Origin of the sequence: Paraburkholderia domus, from assembly GCF_905220705.1 — a bacterium.
Classification (GTDB): Bacteria; Pseudomonadota; Gammaproteobacteria; order Burkholderiales; family Burkholderiaceae; genus Paraburkholderia; species Paraburkholderia domus.
Genome location: NZ_CAJNAT010000020.1, coordinates 107,192 through 131,535, shown reverse-complemented (window position 1 = coordinate 131,535; position 24,344 = coordinate 107,192). Strand labels below are relative to the sequence as shown.

21 protein-coding genes are annotated in these 24,344 nt (G+C 61.8%); 12 read left to right on the top strand and 9 right to left on the bottom strand.

The genetic code is table 11. The annotated features are described in order from the left end of the window. Positions 1-137 precede the first annotated feature (137 nt). Positions 138-1,508, bottom strand: a complete 1,371-nt coding sequence (locus KHO31_RS27390) for an MFS transporter (RefSeq protein ID WP_211624545.1) — start codon at positions 1,506-1,508, stop codon at positions 138-140. Positions 1,509-1,559: 51 nt separating this feature from the next. Beyond that, positions 1,560-2,810 carry a metal-dependent hydrolase family protein gene (locus KHO31_RS27385; protein WP_211624543.1) on the bottom strand — a complete coding sequence of 417 codons (1,251 nt, stop codon included), beginning with the start codon at positions 2,808-2,810 and terminating at the stop codon, positions 1,560-1,562. A gap of 410 nt (positions 2,811-3,220) precedes the next feature. Here KHO31_RS27385 and KHO31_RS27380 point away from each other — a divergent pair, with 410 nt between their 5' ends. From KHO31_RS27380 to KHO31_RS27365, 4 genes are all read left to right on the top strand, one after another. After that, positions 3,221-3,427, top strand: a complete 207-nt coding sequence (locus KHO31_RS27380) for a hypothetical protein (protein ID WP_201072976.1) — start codon at positions 3,221-3,223, stop codon at positions 3,425-3,427. 40 nt (positions 3,428-3,467) lie between these two features. Further along, a complete protein-coding gene (locus tag KHO31_RS27375) occupies positions 3,468-3,626 on the top strand; it encodes a hypothetical protein (RefSeq protein WP_201072975.1) in 159 nt (52 codons plus the stop codon). Between the two features lie 88 nt (positions 3,627-3,714). Beyond that, positions 3,715-3,897 (top strand): DUF2934 domain-containing protein, encoded by a 183-nt coding sequence (locus tag KHO31_RS27370; protein ID WP_236061004.1) that lies wholly within the window; start codon positions 3,715-3,717, stop codon positions 3,895-3,897. Positions 3,898-4,019: 122 nt separating this feature from the next. After that, positions 4,020-4,484 carry a DUF2501 domain-containing protein gene (locus KHO31_RS27365; protein ID WP_211624541.1) on the top strand — a complete coding sequence of 155 codons (465 nt, stop codon included), beginning with the start codon at positions 4,020-4,022 and terminating at the stop codon, positions 4,482-4,484. 137 nt (positions 4,485-4,621) lie between these two features. On the opposite strand, the gene KHO31_RS27360 is transcribed toward KHO31_RS27365, so the two are convergent. After that, a complete protein-coding gene (locus KHO31_RS27360) occupies positions 4,622-5,080 on the bottom strand; it encodes a universal stress protein (protein WP_201072971.1) in 459 nt (152 codons plus the stop codon). A gap of 314 nt (positions 5,081-5,394) precedes the next feature. Continuing rightward, complete coding sequence (locus KHO31_RS27355) at positions 5,395-7,185, bottom strand: chloride channel protein (protein ID WP_211624539.1); 1,791 nt, start codon at positions 7,183-7,185, stop codon at positions 5,395-5,397. 281 nt (positions 7,186-7,466) lie between these two features. Between KHO31_RS27355 and KHO31_RS27350 the strand changes: the two genes are divergently transcribed. Next, positions 7,467-7,652: a hypothetical protein gene (locus tag KHO31_RS27350; protein ID WP_201085076.1), complete on the top strand. Its 186-nt coding sequence runs from the start codon at positions 7,467-7,469 to the stop codon at positions 7,650-7,652. A gap of 378 nt (positions 7,653-8,030) precedes the next feature. Here KHO31_RS27350 and KHO31_RS27345 read toward each other — a convergent pair whose 3' ends face one another. After that, positions 8,031-8,348: a DUF1840 domain-containing protein gene (locus tag KHO31_RS27345; RefSeq protein WP_201140441.1), complete on the bottom strand. Its 318-nt coding sequence runs from the start codon at positions 8,346-8,348 to the stop codon at positions 8,031-8,033. A gap of 475 nt (positions 8,349-8,823) precedes the next feature. Here KHO31_RS27345 and KHO31_RS27340 point away from each other — a divergent pair, with 475 nt between their 5' ends. The 3 genes from KHO31_RS27340 to KHO31_RS27330 all read left to right on the top strand — a co-directional run bounded on the left by KHO31_RS27340 (position 8,824) and on the right by KHO31_RS27330 (position 12,293). Then, a complete protein-coding gene (locus KHO31_RS27340) occupies positions 8,824-9,990 on the top strand; it encodes an HPP family protein (protein WP_211624537.1) in 1,167 nt (388 codons plus the stop codon). A gap of 87 nt (positions 9,991-10,077) precedes the next feature. Beyond that, positions 10,078-10,494, top strand: a complete 417-nt coding sequence (locus tag KHO31_RS27335) for a MarR family winged helix-turn-helix transcriptional regulator (RefSeq protein ID WP_201085065.1) — start codon at positions 10,078-10,080, stop codon at positions 10,492-10,494. Positions 10,495-10,496: 2 nt separating this feature from the next. After that, positions 10,497-12,293, top strand: a complete 1,797-nt coding sequence (locus tag KHO31_RS27330; protein ID WP_201085064.1) for a chloride channel protein — start codon at positions 10,497-10,499, stop codon at positions 12,291-12,293. 28 nt (positions 12,294-12,321) lie between these two features. Here KHO31_RS27330 and KHO31_RS27325 read toward each other — a convergent pair whose 3' ends face one another. Then, complete coding sequence (locus tag KHO31_RS27325) at positions 12,322-13,281, bottom strand: alpha/beta fold hydrolase (protein WP_201072963.1); 960 nt, start codon at positions 13,279-13,281, stop codon at positions 12,322-12,324. A gap of 448 nt (positions 13,282-13,729) precedes the next feature. Between KHO31_RS27325 and chrA the strand changes: the two genes are divergently transcribed. Further along, on the top strand, positions 13,730-14,953 hold the full coding sequence (gene chrA / locus KHO31_RS27320; protein ID WP_211624535.1) for a chromate efflux transporter: 1,224 nt from the start codon (positions 13,730-13,732) through the stop codon (positions 14,951-14,953). Positions 14,954-15,323: 370 nt separating this feature from the next. Here chrA and KHO31_RS27315 read toward each other — a convergent pair whose 3' ends face one another. Beyond that, complete coding sequence (locus KHO31_RS27315; RefSeq protein WP_201072959.1) at positions 15,324-15,611, bottom strand: DUF4148 domain-containing protein; 288 nt, start codon at positions 15,609-15,611, stop codon at positions 15,324-15,326. Between the two features lie 281 nt (positions 15,612-15,892). On the opposite strand from KHO31_RS27315, the gene KHO31_RS27310 reads away from it, so the two are divergent. Genes KHO31_RS27310 through KHO31_RS27300 form a run of 3 tightly spaced genes read left to right on the top strand, consistent with a single transcriptional unit; the run spans position 15,893 to position 22,094 of the window. After that, positions 15,893-19,138, top strand: coding sequence for an efflux RND transporter permease subunit (locus KHO31_RS27310; protein ID WP_211624533.1), 3,246 nt, complete (start codon positions 15,893-15,895; stop codon positions 19,136-19,138). 19 nt (positions 19,139-19,157) lie between these two features. After that, positions 19,158-20,495 (top strand): efflux RND transporter periplasmic adaptor subunit, encoded by a 1,338-nt coding sequence (locus KHO31_RS27305; protein ID WP_201072955.1) that lies wholly within the window; start codon positions 19,158-19,160, stop codon positions 20,493-20,495. A gap of 36 nt (positions 20,496-20,531) precedes the next feature. Next, the gene (locus tag KHO31_RS27300; protein WP_201073022.1) at positions 20,532-22,094 is read left to right on the top strand and encodes an efflux transporter outer membrane subunit; all 1,563 of its coding nucleotides are present in this window, start codon (positions 20,532-20,534) and stop codon (positions 22,092-22,094) included. On the opposite strand, the gene KHO31_RS27295 is transcribed toward KHO31_RS27300, so the two are convergent. Continuing rightward, positions 22,075-23,658, bottom strand: coding sequence for a heavy metal sensor histidine kinase (locus KHO31_RS27295; protein ID WP_211624532.1), 1,584 nt, complete (start codon positions 23,656-23,658; stop codon positions 22,075-22,077). The two genes, KHO31_RS27300 and KHO31_RS27295, sit on opposite strands and share 20 nt — an antisense overlap. Continuing rightward, the gene (locus KHO31_RS27290) at positions 23,658-24,335 is read right to left on the bottom strand and encodes a heavy metal response regulator transcription factor (protein WP_121325038.1); all 678 of its coding nucleotides are present in this window, start codon (positions 24,333-24,335) and stop codon (positions 23,658-23,660) included. Before KHO31_RS27290 ends, KHO31_RS27295 begins: the two co-directional genes overlap by 1 nt. Between the last annotated feature and the right edge of the window lie 9 nt (positions 24,336-24,344).

Sequence of the window (24,344 nt, the reverse complement as noted above, 5' to 3'; positions counted from 1 at the left end):
GGGCTGCGTCGATGTTGCCGCAGCCCTTTGCTTTTGTGCCCGCTTATCGTGCAGCACTTATCAGACGTACTTGCCTGTCGCGTCACCGGCTAGCGCCTCAACGTCGCTAGCCGGGTTGGGTCCGCAAGCTGCCCTTCTTAATTCTCTATTTGCCCTGCTGCAATGTCCTCGAGCGACCTTCCGCGCGTCGGGACGCCCATGAGTACCACGGCCATCGCACCGGTCAGCAGCACAAGCGTCGTCGCGCCGAACACCCCTGCAAAGCCGAGTTTCGGATAGACATACCCGACGAGGATAGGAGCAGCAATCGCGCCCAGCCGGCCAATCGACGAAGCGAGCCCCGTGCCCGTTGCGCGCACGTCGGTGGGAAAAACCTCCGGGGTATAGGCATAAACGCCGGCATAGGTGCCGTTCATGAAGAACGAAAGCAGGATGCCCGACACCATGATGCCGGTATCCGACTGCGTCAACGCAAGCCCGAGCGCCGATACGCCGCCCAATATCATGTATGACGCGATCGTCGCCTGCCGGCCGATCTTCTCGTTGAGCCATGCGCCTGAAAAGTATCCTGGGATCTGTCCAAGATAAATCACGACCGAATACGAAAAGCTGCGGGTGATCGTCATCCCGTTCTGCACCAGCAAGCCGGGAATCCACGTGAAAAAGGCGTAGTAGCTGAACGTGATGGATAGCCACATCAGCCACGTCATCGCCGTGATGCGCGCGAGTTTCGCCGACCACAGCGCTTTGACATTCGCGACGATCGAGGCACGTCCGGCCGCGAGCGGAACGCCTCCCTCGCGCACGGGAGGCAGCGGCTCCAGCTGCATGCCCGCTTTCGTCACCTCCGCCTCCATCCGCGTCACGATTGCATCGGCTTCTGCATGACGGTCGCGCGCCTCGAGCCAGCGCGGCGACTCGGGCAACGCGCGGCGCCACCAGAGCAGCATCACAATGGGCAACGCAGTGATAACCATGACGGCACGCCATGCATTGGGTGCGAGCGGGATCACCAGATAGCCGAGCAGCGCGGCTGCCACGAAGCCAAAGGAGAAAAACCCCGCGAGGCTCCCGGTGAAACTCCCGCGATACCGCCGCGCCACGAACTCCGAGAGAAACGGCGCGACGATAGCGCTTTCCGCACCCGTCCCCAACCCGGCGACAATGCGCGTCGCGAGAAAAAATCCCCAGTCATTCGCTACCGCGCTGGCAAGCGACGCCACACAGTAAATCACCAGCGCGTACATCATGACCTTGCGTCGGCCGATGATATCGCCGAGCATGCCCGCGAGCATCGCACCGACGAAATAGCCGATGAACGTGCCGCTTCCGAGCACGCCCGTCTGGACACTCGTCAGCCCCCATTGCGTGCGCAGCACCGGCAGCAGGAAAGCGAGCACGGCAGCGTCCATCGCATCGAAGGTGTAGCCGAGACCGCCCATCAACAGCAGTCGGCGGTGAAAACCTGAAAACGGCAGTCGCTCGATACGGGCGGAAATCATCGACATGAACAGGCTCCGATAGGGATTGAGGGGCGTCGCGCACGCATGGTCATCCTGTCAGCTACTTTCGAGCTCGTTGACGAAGAGTCGGCCATCCTTCATCACGAGCGGAATATGCTCGCCCTGACCTAACAGGCAATCGACGGACTTCAGAGGATTGCCATCGACCACCAGCACATCGGCGTGTGCGCCCGGCATGATTCTGCCGAGCTTGTCCTGCATACCTAGCACTTCCGCTCCGACGACGGTTGCGCTCGCGATCACCTCGGCCGGCGAGAGGACTTCGGCCAGGATCCGGAACTCATCGCTTTGCAAACGCTGCGCCTCGCCGAGCAAGTCTGTGCCGAAACCCATCTTGACCCCGGCGCGCTTCATGATTTCAATCGAGTGCATACCGGCGCCATGCACGTCCGCGACCTTGGCGATGCTTTCCGGCGGCAGTCCATATTTCTCGCCTTCGCTTGCAAGGGCATCGTAAGTGACAAGGGTTGGCACGACATACGCGCCGTGCTCCGCGACGAGGCGGGCGGTCTCATCGTCAATCAGATTGCCGTGTTCGATCGTGCGCACGCCACAGCGCACAGCGCGCGCGATCGCAGCCGGCGTATAGGCATGAGCCAGCACGTACGTGCCGCGCCCCTGAGCTTCGGCTACGATGGCGCGGATCTCATCTTCGGAGTAGCCGAATGCGCCGACCGGATCGGTCGGTGAAGCAACGCCGCCCGAAGCCATGATCTTGATCTGGTCGGCGCCCATCTGCAGTTCCTCGCGCACGGCCCGGCGCACTTCATCGACGCCGTCCGCCACGCGGCCCAACGCGCCCACGCGCACGCAGCATCCGCACGGTGAATCGGGTGGCATGTAGTCGGAACGGGCGCGCGGATCGGCATGACCACCCGTCTGGCTTAACGCGCGGCCGGATACGAAGAGGCGTGGACCTTCAATGAGCCCCGACTCCACCGCCTGCTTGAATGGATGCCCTGCCCCTCCTGCGTCACGCACGGTGGTGAAGCCGCGGCGCAGCATCGCGCGCATGATCGGCACGGCGCGCAGCGTAACCAGAACGTTGGGTAGCGTCGCGACGCGCGGCAGGTTGAACTCGATCGCAACGACATGCACATGCAGATCGATCAGACCTGGCATGATCGTTTTGCCTTTGACGTCTATGACGTGCGCGTTGCTGCTCTTTATCGGCTTATCGGCGACTTCGCGGACGAAGCCGTCTTCAATAAGGACTTCGAAGCCTTCTAGCAGATCAGGACGGGTAGGATCGAGAAGCGCGCCGTTACGTAGGAGGAAGGTGGTCAACTGTTGTCTCCTTCAGGTTTCGATCATAGCGCCCGGCAACCGGGCCTCGCCTCCAGTATGCAAGCTGCCGCATGGAAGCGCTGCCAGGACAATCATCAGGATCGGTCTGATACCCAGCAAGTCTGTGCGCGGACGAACACTTGGCGCGAAGCGGCACGCAATCGCCGGGCGACGGGCCATGCTGCACTGCGACGGCTTCACGTCGGCACCGTAAAAATATCGAAAAAGTTTTTTCCCACATATTGATCTATTGGACACCTCAGCATTAAGATGGGTGCCTTGGCGCGCGACATGCCACCCGAACGCACGGTGACATCCCGTAGCAGCCATCCCCGAATTGATCCTGCTCGCGAAGCGAGGCCAACGGATCAGATTCCCAGCGAAGCAACAGGCTCAGCCAGGAGACGGTGATGCTCAGTCCACATGAATTCGCGACCCTCATGCTGCTCAAGGATGCCCCGGATCTGTTGAGTCTGGACGGTGCTGATCTGGAGGCGCTTCTGGACCGCCAGCTCATCACGCTGGAGAACCTCGCTTCCGGGCAACAACGACCTCTCATTACCGACGACGGACAGCTGTTTCTGAAGGCCGCCGCTCGCATCCTGAACGACGAATGACACGTATCGCTTGATCAGTTTCACAGTCAAGGAGTGTTCCGTGGCAGAATCGGGGACAGGAATCGTCGTGGGTCTGTGCGGACTGAGCGCCGTCGTGATGCTGGTTGCGGTTCACTATTGGCGCGAAATGACACGGCGGCGCAAGCTCAGGCAAATGGACCATCGCGATTGCTGGGAAGTGATGCGCCACAGGCGCTGAAGGCGCGCTTCCGGACCCGTCGCCAGTCGCGAGATGGAGTGGCTCACGCGAATTTCCCAGGCATTCCTTTGCAGATGGAGACGATGGCATGCCCGAGATGACATTGGCAGAAAGAATCCGTGAGCGCGCATTCCAGCTATGGCAACTGGACGGAAGCCTCGAAGGCTGCGCAGACGAGTATTGGCGAATCGCACGTGCGCTGGTGGAGCGAGAAGCCCAGCCTGACTTCGCTCAACGTTCGTTGGATTCCGACTGCGCGGTGCCGGACTGATCAGCAGCACGTCGCGCTCAAGCGGCTCCTTCCACGAATATTAAACGTGACAACGCCATCTGCCGTCCGTCTGAAAGGAACTATAGTAAATAGGACTTTCAGCCAGCAGAAGGAGTTCGAGTATGAACGCACGTACGTATCGCACCGCGATAGGGCTCCTGTTCGCCGTATTGCTACCCGTCTCGGCCGCCCAGGCGCAGCTAGGCAACCTGCTCAACCAGGCCGGGGGTGCTGCATCGTCCGGAGGCCTCGGGAGCCTCGGGAGCCTTGGTGGCATGGGCAGTGCCTTGTCAGGTCAGTCATTAAGCTCTGGCAGCACCGGCAACGTCGCGGGCGTCCTGGAGTTCTGCATCAAGAACAACTACCTCAGCGGCAACAGCGCGTCTTCGGTCAAGGACTCGCTGATGAGCAAGCTCCCGGGCGGTTCCAGTTCCGCCTCGTCTGACAGTGGCTATGCCAACGGCGCCAAGGGTATCCTGAGCACTGGCAACGGCAGTCAGTTGGACCTGAGCGGTGGCGGCCTGAAGGAACAGGCCACGAAGCAGATCTGCGACAAGATTCTCGACCAAGGGAAATCCTTGCTGTGAGCATGCATGGAGAGATGCATCACGAACGGCAACGCGCACGCTCAGGTCGATAGTCAGCAATCGCCCGATCAGCATCCGTAAGATGCATTCACGTCTTCATGTTGATTCGGGAGGGCTACCGCCAATCCAGAGTAATTCTACGAGTGCGGTTGATGATCATCAGCCGGGCACATCGCGACGAGCACGCTGCAACTGACTCTGTCCAGCAGCAGCCCGTCGTTTTTGCCGGCCCACCAGCGTGCCAATCGGGTGGCATGGCGGTGACCCACCACGATGAGGTCGACGTTCAGATCTTTTGCGAAAAACGGAATCTGATCCAATGGCTCCCCGACGGCGAAGTGCCCGGTTGCATGGATGCCACGCGCTGCGAGCTTCTTCAGTCCCTCCTGTAGCAAGTCTCTGGCTGCCTTGTCGACGATGTCAAAGGGCACGGCGGAGGTGATGTCCGCGCCCTGCACCCATGCCGAATTACTCAGAATGGAGAGTACGTGCGTTTCCACCCTGAGATCTTCGACCAGCGCGGCCGCCTCCCTCAGCGCCTGCTGTCCTTCACGGGTTGCGTCATAACAAAGAAGCACACGGCGGAAACTCGACATGCCACCTCCTCCCTCGTTTACCGCGACGGCGCGGAAGTCAATCCGGCAGCGCTCACTGCGTCTCGCCGGGGCGGGTGGCCGGCCATCCGCGTATGAATCTTCCCCATGCTTCATTATATATCACCGCATGATATAACTGGATGCGATGACAGCCAGAAATGACACGCTAGCAAGGTCTGGACAGCGAGTGCGGAATCTCGGCCGCGATACGCTTTGCCAAGGGACGCTCGTGCTGAGGTCCGCGGTCTTTTCCTCGCCCAATTGCAGATGGCACGCAGGTTTTTAAGGGAGAGCCGTCGTGATGAAGCAGGGATTCAGTGAGGTGGCGTGCGGTCTTTAACCGGTGCAGACCGCTTGCCGCGTGTCAGCGATACGCTCCGGAATTGCTCGCGCTCGCGTTCCTCGTTGAAGATTGAGAGCGACGGCTTGACCAGATCATGCCGCGACACGATGCCGAGCAGCTGATAGGTCGTTTCATCCGCGACGACCGGCACACGATCGAGCGAACGGACAGCGAGGCGAGCCGCGACATGCCGGCATGTCTCATCAGGCAGTGCGATTTCGGGACGCTCGCTACCGAATAGATCGGCGACGCGCGCGGCCCCGCCGCCACTGTCCGTCGCGGTACCCAGCATCCGCCGATCAGTCATGCCGACCAGCACACCGTCCCGCACGACCGGATAGGCGCGATGCGCCTGTTGCGGGCCAAAATGCCGCTCGAGGGCGTCGGCGACGCTGATGTCCGCGTCGATCGTCTTCACGTCCCTGGTCATTACCTCGTCGACATGATGCCGTTCGAGCGGATCGATCCCGTATTCGCGGTAGATGTGATAACCACGCCTCGCGATTTTCTCAGTCAGAATTGAACGGCGCATGAATAGCACCGTAAATCCATATGAAACGGCCGCGGCCGTGAGAAGTGGCAGCAATGCATTCGCGTCATGCGTCAGTTCGAACGCGAACACCACGGCCATGATCGGCGCGCGCATCATGCCTCCAAGGGCCGCCGCCATGAAGACAAGAGGCCATACGGCCGGGTCGCCGCCGGGCATGCTCGGGCCGAGCACCGCGCCTACGCCCGCGCCCATCATCAGCAATGGAGCGAGAACACCCCCGGACGTGCCTGAACCCAGCGCGATGACCCAGATCACCGCTTTCACCAGCACGATCGCCAGTACGACGCTGAGCGTGAGACGATTCAGCAGGAGATCGCCGATCACGTCGTAGCCGACGCCCAGCGCACGCGGCTGAAAGTAGCCACCGATGCCGACCACCACGCCGCCGAGCGCGGGCCACCACATCCAGTGGAACGGCAACCGCGCAAAGGCGTCCTCTACCTTGTAGAGCCAACTCGACAGTGCCCATGAAAGCGCACCTGTGATAAGCCCGGCGATCGCGCACGAAGCAAGGCCGAGTGGCCCGAGTGGCAGCGTTTGCAGCGGAAACAGCGGCCCGCTGCCCATCAGCAACGGGCGGGCGAATCCCGCCACGGCACACGAGACAGCGACCGGCAGCAGGCTGCGCGGCCGCAATTCGAACAACAGCAATTCCACTGCCAGCAACACAGCTGCCACAGGCGTGCCGAACACCGCTGTCATCCCGGCGACGGCACCGGCGACCAGTAGTGTTTTGCGCTCACCGCTCGACAGATGAAAAAACTGGGCAATTAGCGAGCCGATTGCGCCGCCAGTCATGATGATCGGACCTTCGGCGCCGAACGGTCCACCGCTGCCGATTGCAATAGCGGATGCCAGCGGTTTAAGCACCGCCACGGTAGGCGACATCTTGCTCTTGCCGAACAGAATGGCCTCGATTGCTTCTGGAATGCCGTGGCCGCGAATCTGCTCCGAGCCGAAGCGAGCGATCAACCCGACGATCAGGCCGCCGATCACCGGCACCACGACGACCCACAAGCCGAGCGTGTTGGCCGCGGGCGAATGGTTCCCGATCGATATCGTCTGAAAGAAAAACACATTCGTGAAGAAGCGGATGAGGTGCAGCAGAAAGTCTGCCGCCAGCGTACTCAGGATGCCGACAACGGCCGCGATGGCCGTGATTCGCAATAGCCGCGTATCGGTGGCGAAATCGCCTTTGGAAGCATTCACGTGCACGTTGGATCCCGACTGTCGAATGGAGAAACGCTGATGCGCCACCAACTGCACAGCGACCTGAAACCCAATATTGCATCATTTTGTGATGTAGTGTGTAAACGACATGCCCATCCCTTGACCTGCACTGCGGACCGCCGCGACGACGCACGAACGCTCGTGCAAATTCGATCACATACATCATGTCGTGATATATAATGAGGCTTGAGAAACGGCTCGCAGCGGTGCCGTTTGGTCGGATGCGGCGTAAAACGCACTTTGCCCGGGAGAGTGAAAAAATGGTCATAGGCAACGACTTTGAAATCAGCTACCTGGTAGGCGCCTTTGCGTTGCTTGGCGTCATTCTGATCGGCAGCTTGCTGGAAGCGTTACACCTTGAACGGTGGCATCCGCGGCTACTTGGCGCGACACTTGGCGCGCTTCTGGGTTTCGCGCTGATCGAAGCTGTACCGCTATTTACCTGAAGGCGCGGCGCACGACAGAAGCGGGTTCCGCGGGACTATGGAGGAAAACATGCTGGCTCCGTTTGCCCGTATCCTCGCGCGCATGGGCTCATGGAAACTAAAATTCGAACGTCGCGCGGTGACAGGGTCTCAACCGCCAACACGAGATAATATTGGAGGCGAATCATGATGGATTTATTAGTACAGCTGGTTGTTGCTGCCGCAATCCTCGCAATGGTGGTTCTCGTCGTCATTCTGCAGGGGCGCCGCGCGACATTGCGGGAGAGGATTCTCCACCCTGCCGTGCGTCGGCATTGGCGGAGCCGGACGCACAACGGGCATTGATTGCAACGCCGCCGAAGCACGTGGCTAAGGCCGTGCACTTCGTGCACGTGACGACTAGAGCCCCCAGAGAATGTCCGCGCCCGTTTTGCGCGCTGCCCGCATCATGTCCAGAAATGGCCACGCGCGCTGTGAAAGTCCGTTGCCTGAGTCGCGCCGGTTACCAGGGGAGCACTGCAACGTTTCAAGAACAAGTTCAGCCTTGGCCTCGTCCTCGATCGCTGCTTCGAGGCGGCTGATCGCGCCTGGCAACTCGTCGTGCATGATGACGCCACGAGCGTCGAGCCGCTTACCGATCAGACCCAGCAGATATTGGGCAAGATCCCGAAGCATCAAAACGTCGGGCGCCGCAGTTGATTGAAAAGTGATCATCATGATGGGCGCTCCCTTATAGAGTGAATCGCGATAGATTCGCGCCGGTCAGGTGAGCATTCCTCAAACGGCCGAATCACCGACTGCAGCACAACCGCTGGACCGCCACTTCCCCCTCTTCCGCAAGCGCGAGACGCAGCTTTCCTTCGCGGCGGTCGATCCACGCGAGCCTGAAAGCCGGCCTGCCAGAGTCTGGCCAAACTGGTTTCGCTTCTCCAGCGGTTCTGCAATCATTTATATCACAACGTGAGTTATTTTAACAGCTGCTGGGCTCGTGGGGAGTTGCACGCGGTACCCGAATGCGTCCGCAAGGGCGGACGCGGAATAACCTCATCCTCCCTGCCGCCGACCGGAAGCAACGGGATATATCACAATGAAATATAATCATGAAAATTGTTTATTTCGCTTCGCGAGGGTTCCCCCGTAAGGTCATGGCCTCGCGATTGATTTCGTGCTCCCTTCTTTTTCCGGTCAGATCTTGTTTCGATCCATCGCAATCAACTGGTTTTCCAGTTTTATCCCCGCCCCAATTACCGTCAAATGGCAGGAGCGCGGGCGATCCTGCCTCGGTGCGCTGCTCGGCATCGCGTTTACGGGTGGTTCGATGCATCTCCTGCTCGGACATGCGGCGAACATTCCACTTCTCGTCGCGCCAATGGGTGCCTCGGCTGTATTACTGTTTGCCGTGCCGGCCAGTCCGCTTGCGCAGCCATGGTCAATCGTCGGTGGCAACCTCGTTTCCGCGACGATTGGCGTGACCTGTGCGAGCACGATTGTGGACCCGACCATGGCGGCGGCCCTTGCTGTCGCCCTGTCGATCTGCGGCATGTTCGCCCTCCGGTGTGTTCATCCGCCATCGGGTGCTGTTGCATTGACGGCCGTACTGGGCGGTCCCGCGGTGCATGCCATGGGCTACGCTTTTGTGCTTGAGCCGATTGCCGTGCAGTCGGTCGCCCTGCTCTGTGCGGCGATCCTCTATCACGCCGCCACCGGTCACCGCTATCCGCACGCCGGCCGGCAGAACCGGGGCAATGCAGGCGCACCTGCCAACGAAGCGTCGCGTTCGGGTTTCACCCGAGCGGATCTCGAAGCGGTTCTGAAAAGACGCAGCGAAATGCTGGACATCGATCCGGACGACCTCGAGTCACTGCTGCGCGAGACACAGCTTCAGGCTTTTTCGCGGACCTTCAACGAATTAACGTGCGCGGACATCATGTCACGTCAAATCGTGACGGTGGCGCCGGACACACGGACCGCAGCGGCTTGGGGGCTGCTCAAACGCAATCACGTCAAGGCCCTGCCCGTCATCGACCCGGCGGGCAAACTCCTCGGCATCGTGACCCGCGCGGATCTGATCGACAAGAGAACTTTTGGAAAGTCTTCCGCCATCGCCGGTTACTTCGAGGGTTGGCTGCGTCGCGATCCGCTTTCAGCGCCAAGTGTCGGCACCGTGATGAGCACTGAAGTCTGCACGGTCGACGCGGCATCGCCGATTACCGAACTCGTGCCAATGTTTGCGAACTACGGCCACCACCATATTCCGGTACTCGATGCCACGGGTCAGGTCGTCGGCATGATCACGCAGGTGAATCTGATTTCCGGCCTGTATCGTCAGACCTTCACGAAGGGCAAGCAGGCGGCATGACGGCGGCACATCGCTTCTACGGCCGATTTGCGATTGTTTATATCATCACGTGATATAATCGCCGTTTTTTACGTTGGCGGATATCCAATGAAAGAACGGATTCGCGGGCTGCACAAGGCCGACTTCGAACAACTGTCTGAATTTCGCTACCAGATGCGGCGCTTTGAGCGTTTCTCGGAGCAAGCCGCCCAGAGCGAGGGCATCACGCCGCTGCAATATTTGCTGCTGCTGCACATCAAGGGCTATCCGGAACGCGATTGGGCAACGGTTGGCGAACTGGCGGAGCGCCTTCAGGCACAGCATCACGGTGTCGTCGCGCTGGTGTCCCGGTGTGAGGCACTCAACCTGGTCCGTCGTCAGGTTAGCGAAACCGACCGTCGGCAGGTTGAAGTCCACCTGGAAAAGGCGGGTGAAAAGGTACTGGCAAAACTGGCGGAACTGCACCGTGCCGAGCTCAAATCGCTCGAAGGTGCTTTCCAGATTCCACAGATCGACTTTGAATAATGATGAGCACGGATTCCCACAAGCGCGATTTCTCAGCTAATGCGCGGCTGCCTGGCATTTTTGTACTTGCCGCCTGCATCGGCGCTGTCAGCACGTTTGCCGCATTCGTATTGCTGAACCTGATCCATTTTTTCACCAATCTGTTTTTCTTCGGAAGTCTGTCGTTTGCGGACCGCTCGCCGGCGCACAACACGCTCGGCGCCTGGGTGATCCTGGTGCCCGTGGCGGGCGGTTTGATCGTGGGCCTGATGGCGCGGTACGGCTCCGAAAAAATACGTGGACACGGCATTCCGGAAGCGATCGAAGCAATCCTGTTCGGCAAGAGCAAGATGTCGCCGAAAGTCGCCATACTCAAACCGCTGTCGTCCGGCATTGTGATCGGCAGCGGTGGCCCGTTCGGCGCCGAAGGGCCGATCATCATGACTGGCGGCGCGCTCGGCTCGCTGATTGCTCAATGCGTGAAGGTGACATCGGCGGAGCGCAAAACACTGCTGGTCGCCGGCGCCGCAGCGGGTATGACCGCCGTGTTCGGTACACCTGTGGCCGCGGTGTTGCTGGCAGTCGAGTTGCTGCTGTTCGAATGGCGGCCGCGCAGCTTCCTGCCTGTCGCCCTCGCCTGCGCGGTAGCCGGTTTCGCTCGCGCCGCATTCTTTGGCACCGGACCATTGTTCCCGCTCGAGACGGGCGCGCCTGACGGTTGGTCGCTGGTCTCATGCGTCATTGCCGGACTGCTTTCCGGCGCACTGGCTTCAGGTCTTTCTGCCGCCTTGTACAAGACGGAAGATCTGTTCGGCAAGTTGCCCATTCACTGGATGTGGTGGCCTGCGCTCGGCGGCGTCATCGTCGGTATCGGTGGATTGATCGAGCCACGCGCACTCGGCGTCGGCTACGACGTCATCGGCGATCTGCTTCATCAGAATATCGCCGTGCAGATCGCGCTCGCATTGCTGGCCGTCAAGGCCGTCATGTGGGTGGTTGCGCTTGGATCGGGAACCTCCGGTGGCGTGCTCGCACCGTTGCTGATGCTAGGCGCCGGGCTCGGGACGGTACTTGCCCACTTGCTGCCCGGCAATCAACCGGCGCTGTGGCCGCTGGTCTGCATGGCGGCCACGCTTGGCGCGACGCTGGGTGCGCCATTGACGGCAATCGTATTCGCGTTCGGCCTCACGCACGACAGCAATGCCCTGTTGCCGCTTCTGACCGCCACACTGGTTGCACACGGATTCTCGACTGTGGTGATGCGCCGCTCGATCATGACTGAAAAAATCGCGCGTCGCGGCTATCACATCTATCGAGAGTATGGTGTTGACCCGCTGGAGCGTCACTATGTCGACGAGGTCATGACAACCTCAGTCGAATCGATCGATGCCGGCGTGACGGTGGCTGATGCGCTTACGACTTACTTCGGTGGCACTCAGACGCGTCGCGCGTATCCGGTGTCGCGAGAGGGTGCGGTACTCGGCATGGTCGACCGGATGATGCTTCAGCAGCTCTGTCACGATGACTCAGGATCCAAAGCCCACCTGAGTCTGGCTGACGTGTTGAAGCAGCGGTCCCCCGCGTTTGCATTGCCCGACGAAACCTGCCGGCTCGTCGCTACGAGGCTGGCAGTGCATGGCCTCGAACGTTTGCCTGTCGTTGCCGACCGGGAAACGATGCGTCTGGTTGGGATCGTATCGCGTAGCGATCTGATCAAACCGTCGCTCAGCCATTTTGAAGAAGAGCACAAGAAGGAGCGCTTCCGGCGGATCACGCCAGCCCTTCGAAAGCGGCGCTTTGCTCCTCGCAAAACGGCCTGAAATAGTGGAGATTGCGCCATCCGATGATTTAGCGCGGCGCGAGCGGCCATTTCATCGCCGGCGTATTGACGAACTGAACGATGGCCGGGATGGTCTGCTCGGGTGCTTCCTCCATCAGCCAGTGTCCCGAACCTTGAACGATGATTCCCTGCACGTTCGTATCGATCAGACGAGCCTGATTGATCAGGAAGGTGCCCGAGGCCTTTTCCCCAGTCAGCACCAGCATCGGCATCGTCAGCGGCGTTTTTGCGAACTCCGCAAAGTCTTGCGCGTCCTGCGGGAACGCCCGAAAGTACTCGAAGCCCGCGCGCATTCGCCCCGGCTGGGCGTAGGTCGCGGCGTACAGTTCACGATCGGCCTCAGGCATCGAGTGTTTCGGGTCGGCGGCGAAGTCGTTCCAGAAGTGGTCGAAGTAGATCCGCTCGCGTCCCTTAACCAGCTTCAGCGGCGTCTCGCCGTAGAAGTTGTAGTGCCATTTGTCGCGCAATAACCATACTTTCTGCCAGTCGCCCACACCGGGGAGGAATGCATCCATCAACGTGATGCTTTCCACCTCGCCCGGATACTGAGCGGCGTAGGCGTAAGCCACCATTAGCCCGATATCGTGGCCGACGAGCTTCACTTTGCGATAACCGAGCGCTTGAACCATCGCGTGAATATCCTGCGCCATGGCCTTCTTGTCGTAGCCCGTTTCCGGCATGCCGGAAGCGCCTGCGCCGGGTAGATCAGGCGCAATGACGACGCGCCGGTCGTCGAGTTGCTGAATCAGCGGCAACCACATGTGACTGCTTTCAGCGTAGCCGTGCAGCAGCACGACGGGTGTGCCGGCGCCATGCCCGGCTTCCAGGTAGTGCAGTTCGATACCATTCGCGGTGATTGAACGGTCCTCAATGCGCGGACTCGCTACGGCGTGTGCCGCGGCGTGCAACGCTCCAGCAAGTACGAGCGCAGCGCCGAGTTGACGCGAAACCCTACGGATAATGTTCATGACTTTCTCCAATGATGGACGATTGCGCTTGCGCAATGCCATGACGTAGCGCGGGGCGCCAGACGACAGAGCGGCGATTCTCTTCGCGCTGCAGAAAAGCTTCAGATTGCGTAGTGATATGGTGGGCTGCCCGCGTTCGTTTGCCGTACGACTTTCCCGATGAACATGTTCGAAAGAGTCGCACATGTTTCCGGAAGGGGAACTGGCTTGGCTCAATGCGATTCGCGAGAGAGCAGAAAGGTAAGTTGGAATCCGATCTCCGCTCGCCAGTCTTAGACGGCAATGCGCTTGTCGGTGGCGATGAATGCGGCTACACGGACTGTCCGGGCCCGTTGCAGACAGCTACGTCCAGGCTCAGTTATGATCGAGCGCTGCCTTGATCCACCGGCATAACGGCCGCCGAATGACGTTTGCCTTTCCGCCTCGATTCCTGCACAACAGCTAAACCATGCCCAAGCACAACGCGGATTCCAACACGTCTCTCGACCACCCTGCGCACAGTTCGCCGTGGACGCTCTTCTGTATTTTTCTGCGGCTCGGCCTGACCTCGTTCGGTGGCCCTGCCGCGCATCTCGGCTACTTCCGCGACGAGTTCGTCAAACGCCGCCGCTGGCTCGACGAGCACACGTTCAGCGACGTGGTCGCGCTGTGCCAGTTTCTACCGGGGCCCGGCAGCAGCCAGGTCGGCATCGCAATCGGCCGTTTTCGTGGCGGCATCGCCGGCGCGCTGGCGGCGTGGCTCGGCTTCACGTTGCCATCAATGCTGCTGATGGTGGCGTTTGCCTACGGTTTCACCCATCTTGCGGACGCAAGTGCGCTTCATCTGCTGCGCGGCCTGAAGCTTGCGGCGGTCGCCGTCGTCGCGCAGGCGGTCTGGTCGATGGGACGCACGCTCTGCCCCGACCGTGCCCGCGTCACAATTGCAGCGGCGTCGGCCATTGCGGTGATCGTGCTCGGTGCGGCTTACGGGCAGATCATCGCAATTGTCGTGGCGGCCATGAGCGGGGCCCTGCTTCTGAAATCGTCGACCGATGTGCCACGCGCCCCACTCGGCATGCCCGGGACCAGGACCGGCGCTTTCGCCTGCCTGGCGATCTTCGCGCTATTGCTAGCCGGCCTGCCTGCCGCGGCCGCCTTGCTGCATACCTATCCGCTCGACCTGTTCGCGGCGTTCTATCGGGTCGGCTCGCTGGTGTTCGGCGGCGGCCATGTGGTGCTGCCTTTGCTGGAAGCAGTCGTGGTGCCGCGCGGCTGGCTCTCGGCCAATTCCTTCATGGCCGGTTACGGCGCAGCCCAGGCGATACCGGGACCGCTGTTCACGTTCGCGGCGTTTCTCGGCGCCGCCAGCAACGGTCATCCGGCGGGAATCCCCGGTGCGCTGATCGCCACCGTGGCAATTTTTCTGCCGTCGTTTCTACTGGTCGGCGCGGCGTTGCCACTGTGGGGCGAATTGCGGGCGTTCGCGTCGATGCGCCGGGCGATGGCCGGCATCAATGCAGCCGTGGTCGGCATTCTGCTCGCCGCACTCTACGACCCGGTGTGGACGAGCGCGATTCACAGCGGCCGCGATTTCGCGCTGGTCGTTGTGGCGCTCGCATTGCTCGGCTGGTGGCGCGTGCCTTCATGGGCCGTGGTGCTGCTCACGGCGCTGCTTGCGTGGTGGGTCGTCTGACTCAACGCAGTCGCTTCCACACATGTAGCTTGTTTGATGCATCGGTGGATTGGGCGGCGGGTTTGAAATAGAACGCGAGAAAAAAATTAGCGAACGCTATCAAGAAGTCCCCTTCGGCGCGCGCGGCGCCGCCGGAAGAATGACGGCTTTGTCACACACGCCGAATGTGCGAGAACACAGATTCCAGATGTACCACTACCGCGACTGTGCGGGGGACCCGCTTAAAAATTAGCGGTGTGAGCCGCTTTCTTTTGCCTACTTTTCTTTGCGGCATGCAAAGAAAAGTAGGTGCCGCCCCGCACAGGGGCAACGCTAATAGACCAATAACAAATCAAGGAAAGGCCAACCCCACAGGCGACGAGACACAGCATCAATTCGCCGCCGGCACAGCCTGATTCAGCTGCACCCCAGCAGTCTTCACAGCGCCAGCGCCATCCCCCCCATGCTGAATAGCATAAATCTCCCGATTCCGAGCAATAGTAGCCTCACTAGGCGGATAGTCATCCTTAGGCGCCGGCACGAGCCCTTCAGCCTGAGCCTGCTGCAACTGCGCCATAACATCAGCGCGAGTCAACCCTGAAGGATTGGATTGAGCAAAAGCAGTCGCCCCAAAGGGCAAACTAAGCATAGCAACAGCAATAGCGGTAAACAGTTTCATGATGTCTCTCCGAAGAAGTGCAAGAAATGAGTGGCCTGAACCACGCTTCCCATTCTTGTCATTTCAGCTGTCGGAGCACTGACCAGCAGATTACCGTTTTGTTATCTACGCACCGCGCCGCACGTAACCCCAAACCCCAGATAACAGAACGGTAATCTACCGGACCGCAGCCGGTAAGCGCCATCCCCCCACACTCCTGACTCACGAAGAAGCCCGCGTCCCGCGCCGCCAGGCGCGTCAAAACCCGCGCGCCTCCCTCCGCCTCTTTTCAGGAAACCGTCATGTGGATCGTCAAGCTCGCGCTGCGCCGCCCATATACATTCGTGGTACTCGCGGTGTTGATCTTTATCGTCGGCCCGCTCGCGATACTGCGCACACCCACCGATATCTTTCCGAACATCGACATCCCGGTGGTCAGCATCGTCTGGACGTATAACGGCTTTTCCGCCCAGGACATGGCCAACCGCATCACCTCGAATTACGAACGTGCGCTGACCTCAGACGTCGACGATATCGAGCATATCGAGTCGCAATCGCTGAACGGCGTCTCGGTGGTGAAGATCTTTTTCCACCCAGGCGCGGACATCAATCGCGCGATTGCCGAGGCGGCTTCCAATTCCGCGTCGATCCTGCGCGTGCTGCCGCCTGGCACGTTGCCGCCGAACATCATCACGTACAACGCGTCGACGGTGCCGATCCTGCAACTCGGGCTCTCTAGCGACACGCTCTCCGAACAGCAACTCTACGACCTCGGCAACAGCCAGATCCGCACGCAACTGGCAACGGTGCAAGGCGCGTCGATTCCACTGCCGTTCGGCGGCAAGGTGCGGCAGATCATGGTCGACATCGATCCGCGCGCGCTGCAGGCCAAAGGACTCTCCCCGCTCGACGTGGTCAACGCCGTCAACGCGCAGAACCTGATTTTGCCGGGAGGCACCGCCAAAATCGGCACGAAAGAATACAACGTACAGATGAACGGCAGCACCGACACGGTGGCCGCGTTGAACGATCTGCCGATCAAAACGGTGGCTGGCGGCGTGGTGTATGTCCGCGACGTGGCCCACGTGCGCGACGGCTATGCGCCCCAAACCAACATCGTTCGCAGCGACGGCAAACGCGCCGCGCTCCTCACTGTTGAAAAATCCGGCAGCACATCCACGTTGACCATCATCCAGCAGGTCAAGGCCATGTTGCCGCATATCGCGGCCGGTTTGCCGAGCTCATTGCATATCACCGCGTTGTCCGATCAATCCGTGTTCGTGAAGTCAGCAGTGGTGGGCGTGGCGCGGGAGGCCGTGATTGCCGCTGCATTGACCGCGTTGATGATTCTGCTGTTTCTCGGCAGCTGGCGCGCCACGCTGATCATCGCGGTGTCGATTCCGCTCGCGGTGCTGACATCACTGATCGCGCTTTCCGCGCTCGGCCAGACCATCAACATCATGACGCTCGGTGGACTCGCGCTCGCGGTGGGTATTCTCGTCGACGATGCCACCGTGGCGATCGAAAACATCACACATCATCTGGAAAACGGCGAGCCGCTGCACGACGCAATTCTGAACGGCTCGGGTGAAATCGCCGTGCCGACTTTTGTCTCGACACTGTCGATCTGCATCGTGTTCGTGCCGATGTTTCTGCTTTCCGGCGTTGCACGTTATCTGTTCGTGCCGCTTGCCGAAGCGGTGGTGTTCGCGATGATCGCGTCGTATTTCTTCTCGCGCACGCTGGTGCCGACCCTTGCGATGTACCTGATGCGTGCGCGCAGTAACGCGCCCGTCACGGGCAACGGCCCGATTGCGCGCCTGATTCGCTTCCAGGCCGCCTTCGAACATCGCTTCGAGAGGTTGCGCGAACGCTATCGCGGCGTGCTCGGTTCGGCGATTGCAAGACCGCGCCGCTTTATCGCCATCTTTCTGCTGCTGTGTATCGGCTCGCTCGCCCTGGTGCCATTTTCCGGCCGCGATTTCTTTCCCGCAGTCGATACCGGCGAGATCCGCCTGCATCTGCGTGCGCCGACCGGCACACGTATCGAAGACACCGCGCGCATCACCGATGAAGTCGAAGCGCGCGTGCGCAGCGTGATCCCGAAGCAGGAACTTGCAGCCATGCTCGACAACATCGGCGTGCCGGTGAGCGGTATCAACCTGACTTACGATTCATCTGATCCAATCGGCCCGGAAGACGCCGACGTGATGATCACGCTCGCAGCCGGACACAAGCCGACCGCCGCCTATGTGGCGATGCTGCGCACCACGCTCTCCAAAGATTTCCCCGGCGTCACGTTTGCCTTCCTGCCCGCCGATATCGTCAGCCAGATTCTCAACTTTGGCCTGCCAGCGCCGATTGATATCCAGATCGTCGGCAACAAGCTCGACGCCAATCGCGTCGTGGCGAACCGCTTGCTGGAACAACTGCGCGGCGTGCGCGGCCTCGTCGACGCGCGCATCCAGCAGCCGGGCGACGAACCTGCGATCAACGTCAACGTCGACCGTACGCGGGCAATTCAAGCGGGATTGTTGCAACGCGACGTGTCGCAGAACCTGCTGATCGCGCTCTCAGGCAGCTCGCAAACCACGCCGAATTTCTGGCTCGATCCGCGCAACGGTGTCAGCTATCCGTTGATGGCGATGATGCCGCAGTACGATATCAACTCGCTGCAGGCGCTGGCCAATATCCCGGTCGCGCAGAGCGGCGCCGCAGGTGCGGGTGTGGCGACGGCGTCCGCTGCCGCAACCGGCAACGGCCCCGCGCCGCAGAATTTGCTCGGTGCCATGAGCACGCTGACACGCGTCACCCAACAAGCCGTCGTCTCGCACTACAACGTGCAGCCGGTGCTCGATATTTTCGCATCGGCGCAGGGGCGCGATCTCGGTGGCGTGGCTACCGACGTGACACGCCTCGTCGATCAGATCCGGCCGCAATTGCCGCCGGGCGCGTCGATCGTAGTGCGTGGCCAGGTCCAGGCGATGCACGACTCGTTCAGCGGCCTCGCAAGCGGTCTTGTCTTTGCAATCGCCCTCGTCTATCTGCTGATGGTCGTCAATTTCCAGTCGTGGCTCGATCCGTTCATCATCATCAGCGGCCTGCCGGGTTCGCTTGCGGGGATTGCGTGGATGCTGTTCAGCACCGGCACGAGCCTGAGTGTGCCGGCACTCACCGGCACCATTCTCTGCATTGGCATTGCCACGGCCAACAGCATTCTCGTGATCAACACCGCGCGTGAATTCCACCACGGCGGCAAGCCACCGCTGCAGGCCGCGCTCGAAGCGGGCTTCAGCCGTTTCCGTCCGGTGCTGATGACCGCGCTCGCGATGCTGATCGGCATGCTGCCAATGGCCCTTGGCCTCGGCGACGGTGGCGAACAGAACGCGCCGCTCGGCCGCGCGGTGATCGGCGGCCTTACGCTTGGCACGGTGTCCACTTTGCTGTTTGTTCCGGTCGTCTACGGGATGGTGCATGCGTGGCTAGACAAACGCCGCGCGGCTCGCACCGACGCAGAAGAATCTCGCGTTCCCGCCCGCACACTTTGACTCCGACGAGAACTTGCTCATGAACAATCCATCACTTCCGCCGGAATCCGGCGACAGGTCTGAACCGGCTGTCGAGGCTATCAACGCCGACGAAGCGTCCCGCGTCGCCGACACTGCGCACACCGCGTCGTCCGCACAGCCCGCGAGCGGCAACGAATACCCACATCGCAACGCGGCCGAAACCTCCCGCTCCGGCGACATGACCACAAGCCCGAAGCCGGCCCGCCGCGTGTGGCCGTTCGCATTGGCTGGCCTCGCCGCGGCGCTGCTCATCGTCGGCATCGTGCCGCGTCTGCACGCAAGCGCCGCGCTGACACAACAGACGCAAGCGCAAAGCATGCTCAGCGTGTCCGTGGTCACGCCACGCCCGGCGCCGGCCGTCCACGAGCTGCTGCTGCCCGGCGCCGTGGCGCCGTTCGCCGAAGCATCCATCTATGCACGCACGAGCGGCTATCTGGCGCACTGGAACACCGACATCGGCGCCCAGGTGAAAAGCGGCCAGACGCTCGCCACGATCGACGCCCCCGATCTGGACGCACAACTGCGCCAGGCCCGAGCCGACCAAGCCACCGCGCAGGCCAATTTCGACTTCGCGAAGACCACCGCGCAACGCTGGCAGGAGATGCTGAAAACCCAATCGGTCGCGCAGCAGGATGCGGATACGAAAGTCAGCGACATGGAAGCGCGCCGCGCAATGCTGGCGTCGGCGCAGGCCAATGTCGCGCATCTGGCGGAGCTGGTGTCGTACGAGAAGATCACCGCGCCGTTCGACGGCACGATCACCGCGCGCAACGTCGATGTTGGCGCACTCGTGACCGCGGGCGGTACGCCGGGCACGGCGGGTATGTCGGGCGAGCTGTTTCATATTCAACAGACCGGCGTGCTGCGCGTGTTCGTCGACGTGCCGCAGAACGACGCACCCTACGTCACGCCCGACACCGGCGTGTATCTGACCGTCCAGCAGTATCCCGGACGGCACATCGCCGCACGCGTCGCGCGCACGACCGGTTCGATCGATCCGTCGAGCCGCACGCTGCGTGTCGAGGTCGACGTCGATAACAAGGACGGCGCACTGATGCCAGGCGCGTACGCGCAGGTGCATCTGCAGTTGCAGTCGACCACACCCGCGCTCGATCTGCCGGTCAGCGCCCTGCTCTTCCGTCCCGACGGCGTCACGGTCGCCGTGGTCGACGGCGACGGCCGGGCGGCGCTCAAGACGGTACACATCGGCCGCGATTTCGGCACGCATGTGGAGATCACCACGGGCCTCGCGGCGACCGACCGCGTGATCGATAACCCCGGCGATTCGCTGAGTACCGGCCAGCTCGTGCAGATCGCGCCGGCTGCGCATAGCTGAGCGCCCGTCATCGAAAGGATGAGCCGAATGTCTTCAATGTCTCTTTCACGTCCGTTGCTACGCCGTTCGTTTGTGGCCACGCTGATCGGCGCACTGCTAAGCGCCTGCTCGACGCTGCCGCCGTACCAGCGCCCCACCGCCGAGATCCCCGCGCAGTATGCAGGCGCGGCGCCTGGCTGGGCGCAGGCCACGCCTGCCGACGCAGCACCGCGCGGCCCTTGGTGGACGATCTTCAACGATCCGGTGCTGAATCAACTCGAAGCACGCGTCGACGTCTCGAACCAGACCGTGCGCAAGGCGGTGGCGCAGGTGCAGCAGGCGCGCTCGATGGTGGATTATCAGCGCGCCGGCTTTTTCCCGACGATCACTGCCGGTGTCGCACAGGACCGCTCGCGGACTTCGCAGAACGTCGAAGGTAAATCGCTCGCGGGCAAGACCGTACCGGATTACTCGGCCGGCGTGTCCGCAAGCTGGGAGCCGGACCTGTTCGGCCGGGTGCGCGACACCGTGACCGGCGCGCGAGCCGATGCCGTTGCGAGTGCGGCGGATCTCGAAGCCGTGCGTCTGTCGGTAAGCGCCGATCTCGCCGTCGACTATTTCGCCTTGCGTTCGCTCGACACGCAAAAAAAGCTGCTCGACGACAGCGTGACCGCCTACGCCGCCGCCTTGAAATTGCTGCAGCAGCAACTGAAAGACGGCGCAATCGATGCCTCCGCCGTCGCTCAGGCCACCACCCAACTCGAAGCGACGCGCACGCAAGACACCGACATCGACGTGACGCGCGCGCAGATGCAGCATGCGATTGCCACGCTGATCGGCGAGCCGGCCCCGACCTTCACGCTGCCACCGAACGGCTCGGCTGCGACGCCGCCGGCGATTCCCGTTGGCGTGCCGTCGCAACTGCTCGAACGACGCCCCGATATCGCCGCCGCCGAACGGCGCGTGGCGTCGGCGAATGCACAGATCGGCGTGGCGCACGCGGCGTTCTTCCCCGATCTGGTGCTGTCGGCGAGCGTGGGGTTGGAAAGCACCTTTTTCGCGCCGTGGCTAAGCGCGCCGAGTTTGTTCTGGTCGCTCGGCCCGCAATTGGTCGGCACGCTGTTCGACGGCGGAAAACGCACGGCCAGTCTGCATGGCGCGACGGCGCAGTACGACGGCGCGGTCGCGGACTACCGGCAATCGGTGCTCGTGGCCTTTCAGCAGGTCGAGGACAATCTGTCCGCCTTGCATTCGCTCTCCGACGAAGCCGCCAGCCAGCAGCGCGCGACCACCGCCGCGGATCTGTCGTTGCGTCTCACGACAAACCGCTTCAACGCGGGGGCGGTCAGTTATCTCGACGTGGTGACCGCGCAGACGATTGCGCTGACGAATGAGCGCACCGCGGATCAGATTGCGGCGCGGCAGTTGGAGTCGAGTGTGTTGTTGTTGAAGGCGCTGGGTGGAACGTGGCATGGCCAGGGTGATGGCGCAGCGGCGCCGGATGTGGCGGCCGCCGCGGCGAGCGCGGCTGGACCTGTGACCCCATCCGCGGCTCAATCCAGCACTACGCTCGCTATCGAGCCGACCACTCAGCCAGCCCCTAAACCCGCCGGAACGTAAGCACGAAACACGTGCTCTGCGCGTCGCTCTCCGCATGCACCGTGCCGCCATGCAACTCCATTATCGTGCGGACGATGGCAAGCCCGAGCCCCGTCGAGCCGGTGGACCCTTGCGACGAGCCGGACGAAGGCAAGGCACTGCGCGATGGATCGATGCGATAAAAACGGTCGAAGATGCGTTCGAGATGCTCGGCGGCGATCGGCTGCCCCTGGTTCGACACGGTAACGCGCACCGCGTCGGCCGACGGGCGAACATCGAGCGCGATCTCGCCGCCGTGCGGCGTATAGCGGATCGCGTTGGCGAGCAGATTGCTGACGGCGCGGCGGAACAGTTCAAGATCCGCCGTCAGCCTCGCCGCACCGGTAACCTGCACCCTGACGTTCGCATCGTCAGCGATACCTTCGAAGTATTCGGCAATCCGCGTCAGTTCCTGGCCCGCATCGAATTCGCGCATGTGCTTGACGAACTGCGGATGCTCAGCGCGTGCAAGAAACAGCACGCTTTCGATCATTCGTGACAGGCGATCGAACTCTTCCAGATTTGATGCGAGCACCGATTCATATTCGTCAACGGAGCGTGGCCGGGCGAGCGCGACTTCGGCCGCGCCGCGCATGTTGCTAAGCGGCGTGCGCATATCGTGCGCGAGGTCGGCGGTGAAGCGCGACAGGTGCTGGAAGCCGTGATCGACGCGTTCGAGCATGGCATTCAGCGCGTTCACCAGTGCTTCGAGTTCGCTCGGCACACGCGCCACCGTGATCCGCGTATTCAGGCGATTGACCGTGACGAGGCCCGCACTCGCCGCGATATCGCGCAACGGCCGCATGGCGGCGCGAATCAGCAGATAGCTCAGCAGCATGGCCAGAATCACGCCGGCCGCGCCTGCGATGGTGAGCTTGTCGCGATAGCGGTCGAGCAGCCGCCAGCGGTCGCTCATGTTGCGCGCGATCAGCACAGTCGCCGTCTCGCCGTCGTGCAGACGCGCGTCCGCGAGAATGCCGCGGATCGGTGCGCCGTTGCGGCCTGTCCAGGCGCCGATATCCGCTTCGGTAATACGCGCCGACGCGGCAATGCGCGTGAGCGGCGGCAACGCGGCGATCGTCCCGACGCCGCCAGCTTGATCCGCCTCGCCGGGATCCTGGAGATCGCTTACATCGCCAGCTTCGCTCGTTTCGCTTGCCGCATTGAGTACAGCCGAAGCATAAGGTGCGTTTGACGCCGCAGGGGCGGCGCTGCTTGCCGCGCCAGCCGGCGCCGCGAACGTCTCCCCGGCGTTGTGCTCGATCGCCATACGCCCATCCGGACCGAACACCTCCAACGACATCGCTTCATTGCCCAGCACCGTGCTGGTCAAGCGGTCGCCGTGCTCGCGAATCCCTTTCGATGTAACGAGTTCCTGAGCGAGCCGCCGTGCATGGCGCGCGGCGAGCACAATGTCGAGATCGTCCTGCGCCTTGATCTGCTTGGCCAGCGCAAGGTATAGAAAACTCCCGACGAGCACGAAAACCGCGAGCGTGGTGACGCCGAATGCAAACGCGAGTGTCGCGGCGAGCGAGCGGCCGCGCATCAGGCGGCGTCCTTCAGTTCGAGTACATAGCCGACCCCGCGCACCGTGTGAATGAGCTTGACGGGAAAGTTATCGTCGATCTTGGTGCGCAGCCGGCGGATGGCGACTTCGACGACATTGGTGTCGCTGTCGAAATTCATGTCCCACACATACGACGCAATCTGCGTACGGCTCAGCACTTCGCCCTGGCGGCGCGCAAGCAACTGCAGCAGCGAAAACTCGCGTGGCGTGAGATCGATACGCGTGCCGCCGCGTTTCACGCGCCGGCGGTTGACGTCCATTTCCAGATCGCCGACCTTGATCAGTTCACTTTCGCGCGGTGGCCCACGGCGCGCCAGCGTTCGCACCCGCGCCAGCAATTCGACGAAGGCGAAGGGTTTGACAAGGTAATCGTCCGCGCCGAGTTCGAGGCCGCGCACGCGGTCATCGACGTCGTCGCGTGCGGTGAGGAACAGCACCGGCGTGGTACGCGTACTGCGCAGGGTCTTGACGATGGTCCAACCGTCCATGCCGGGCAGCATGACGTCGAGCACGATCACGTCGTATTCTTCTTCCTGCGCGAGGATCAGCCCTTGTGGGCCGTCGTTCGCGACATCGACCGCGTAGCCGGATTCTTCCAGGCCTTTCTTCAGATAGGCCGCCGTTTTCAGCTCGTCCTCGATCACCAGGATTCGCATGGGGAGTGC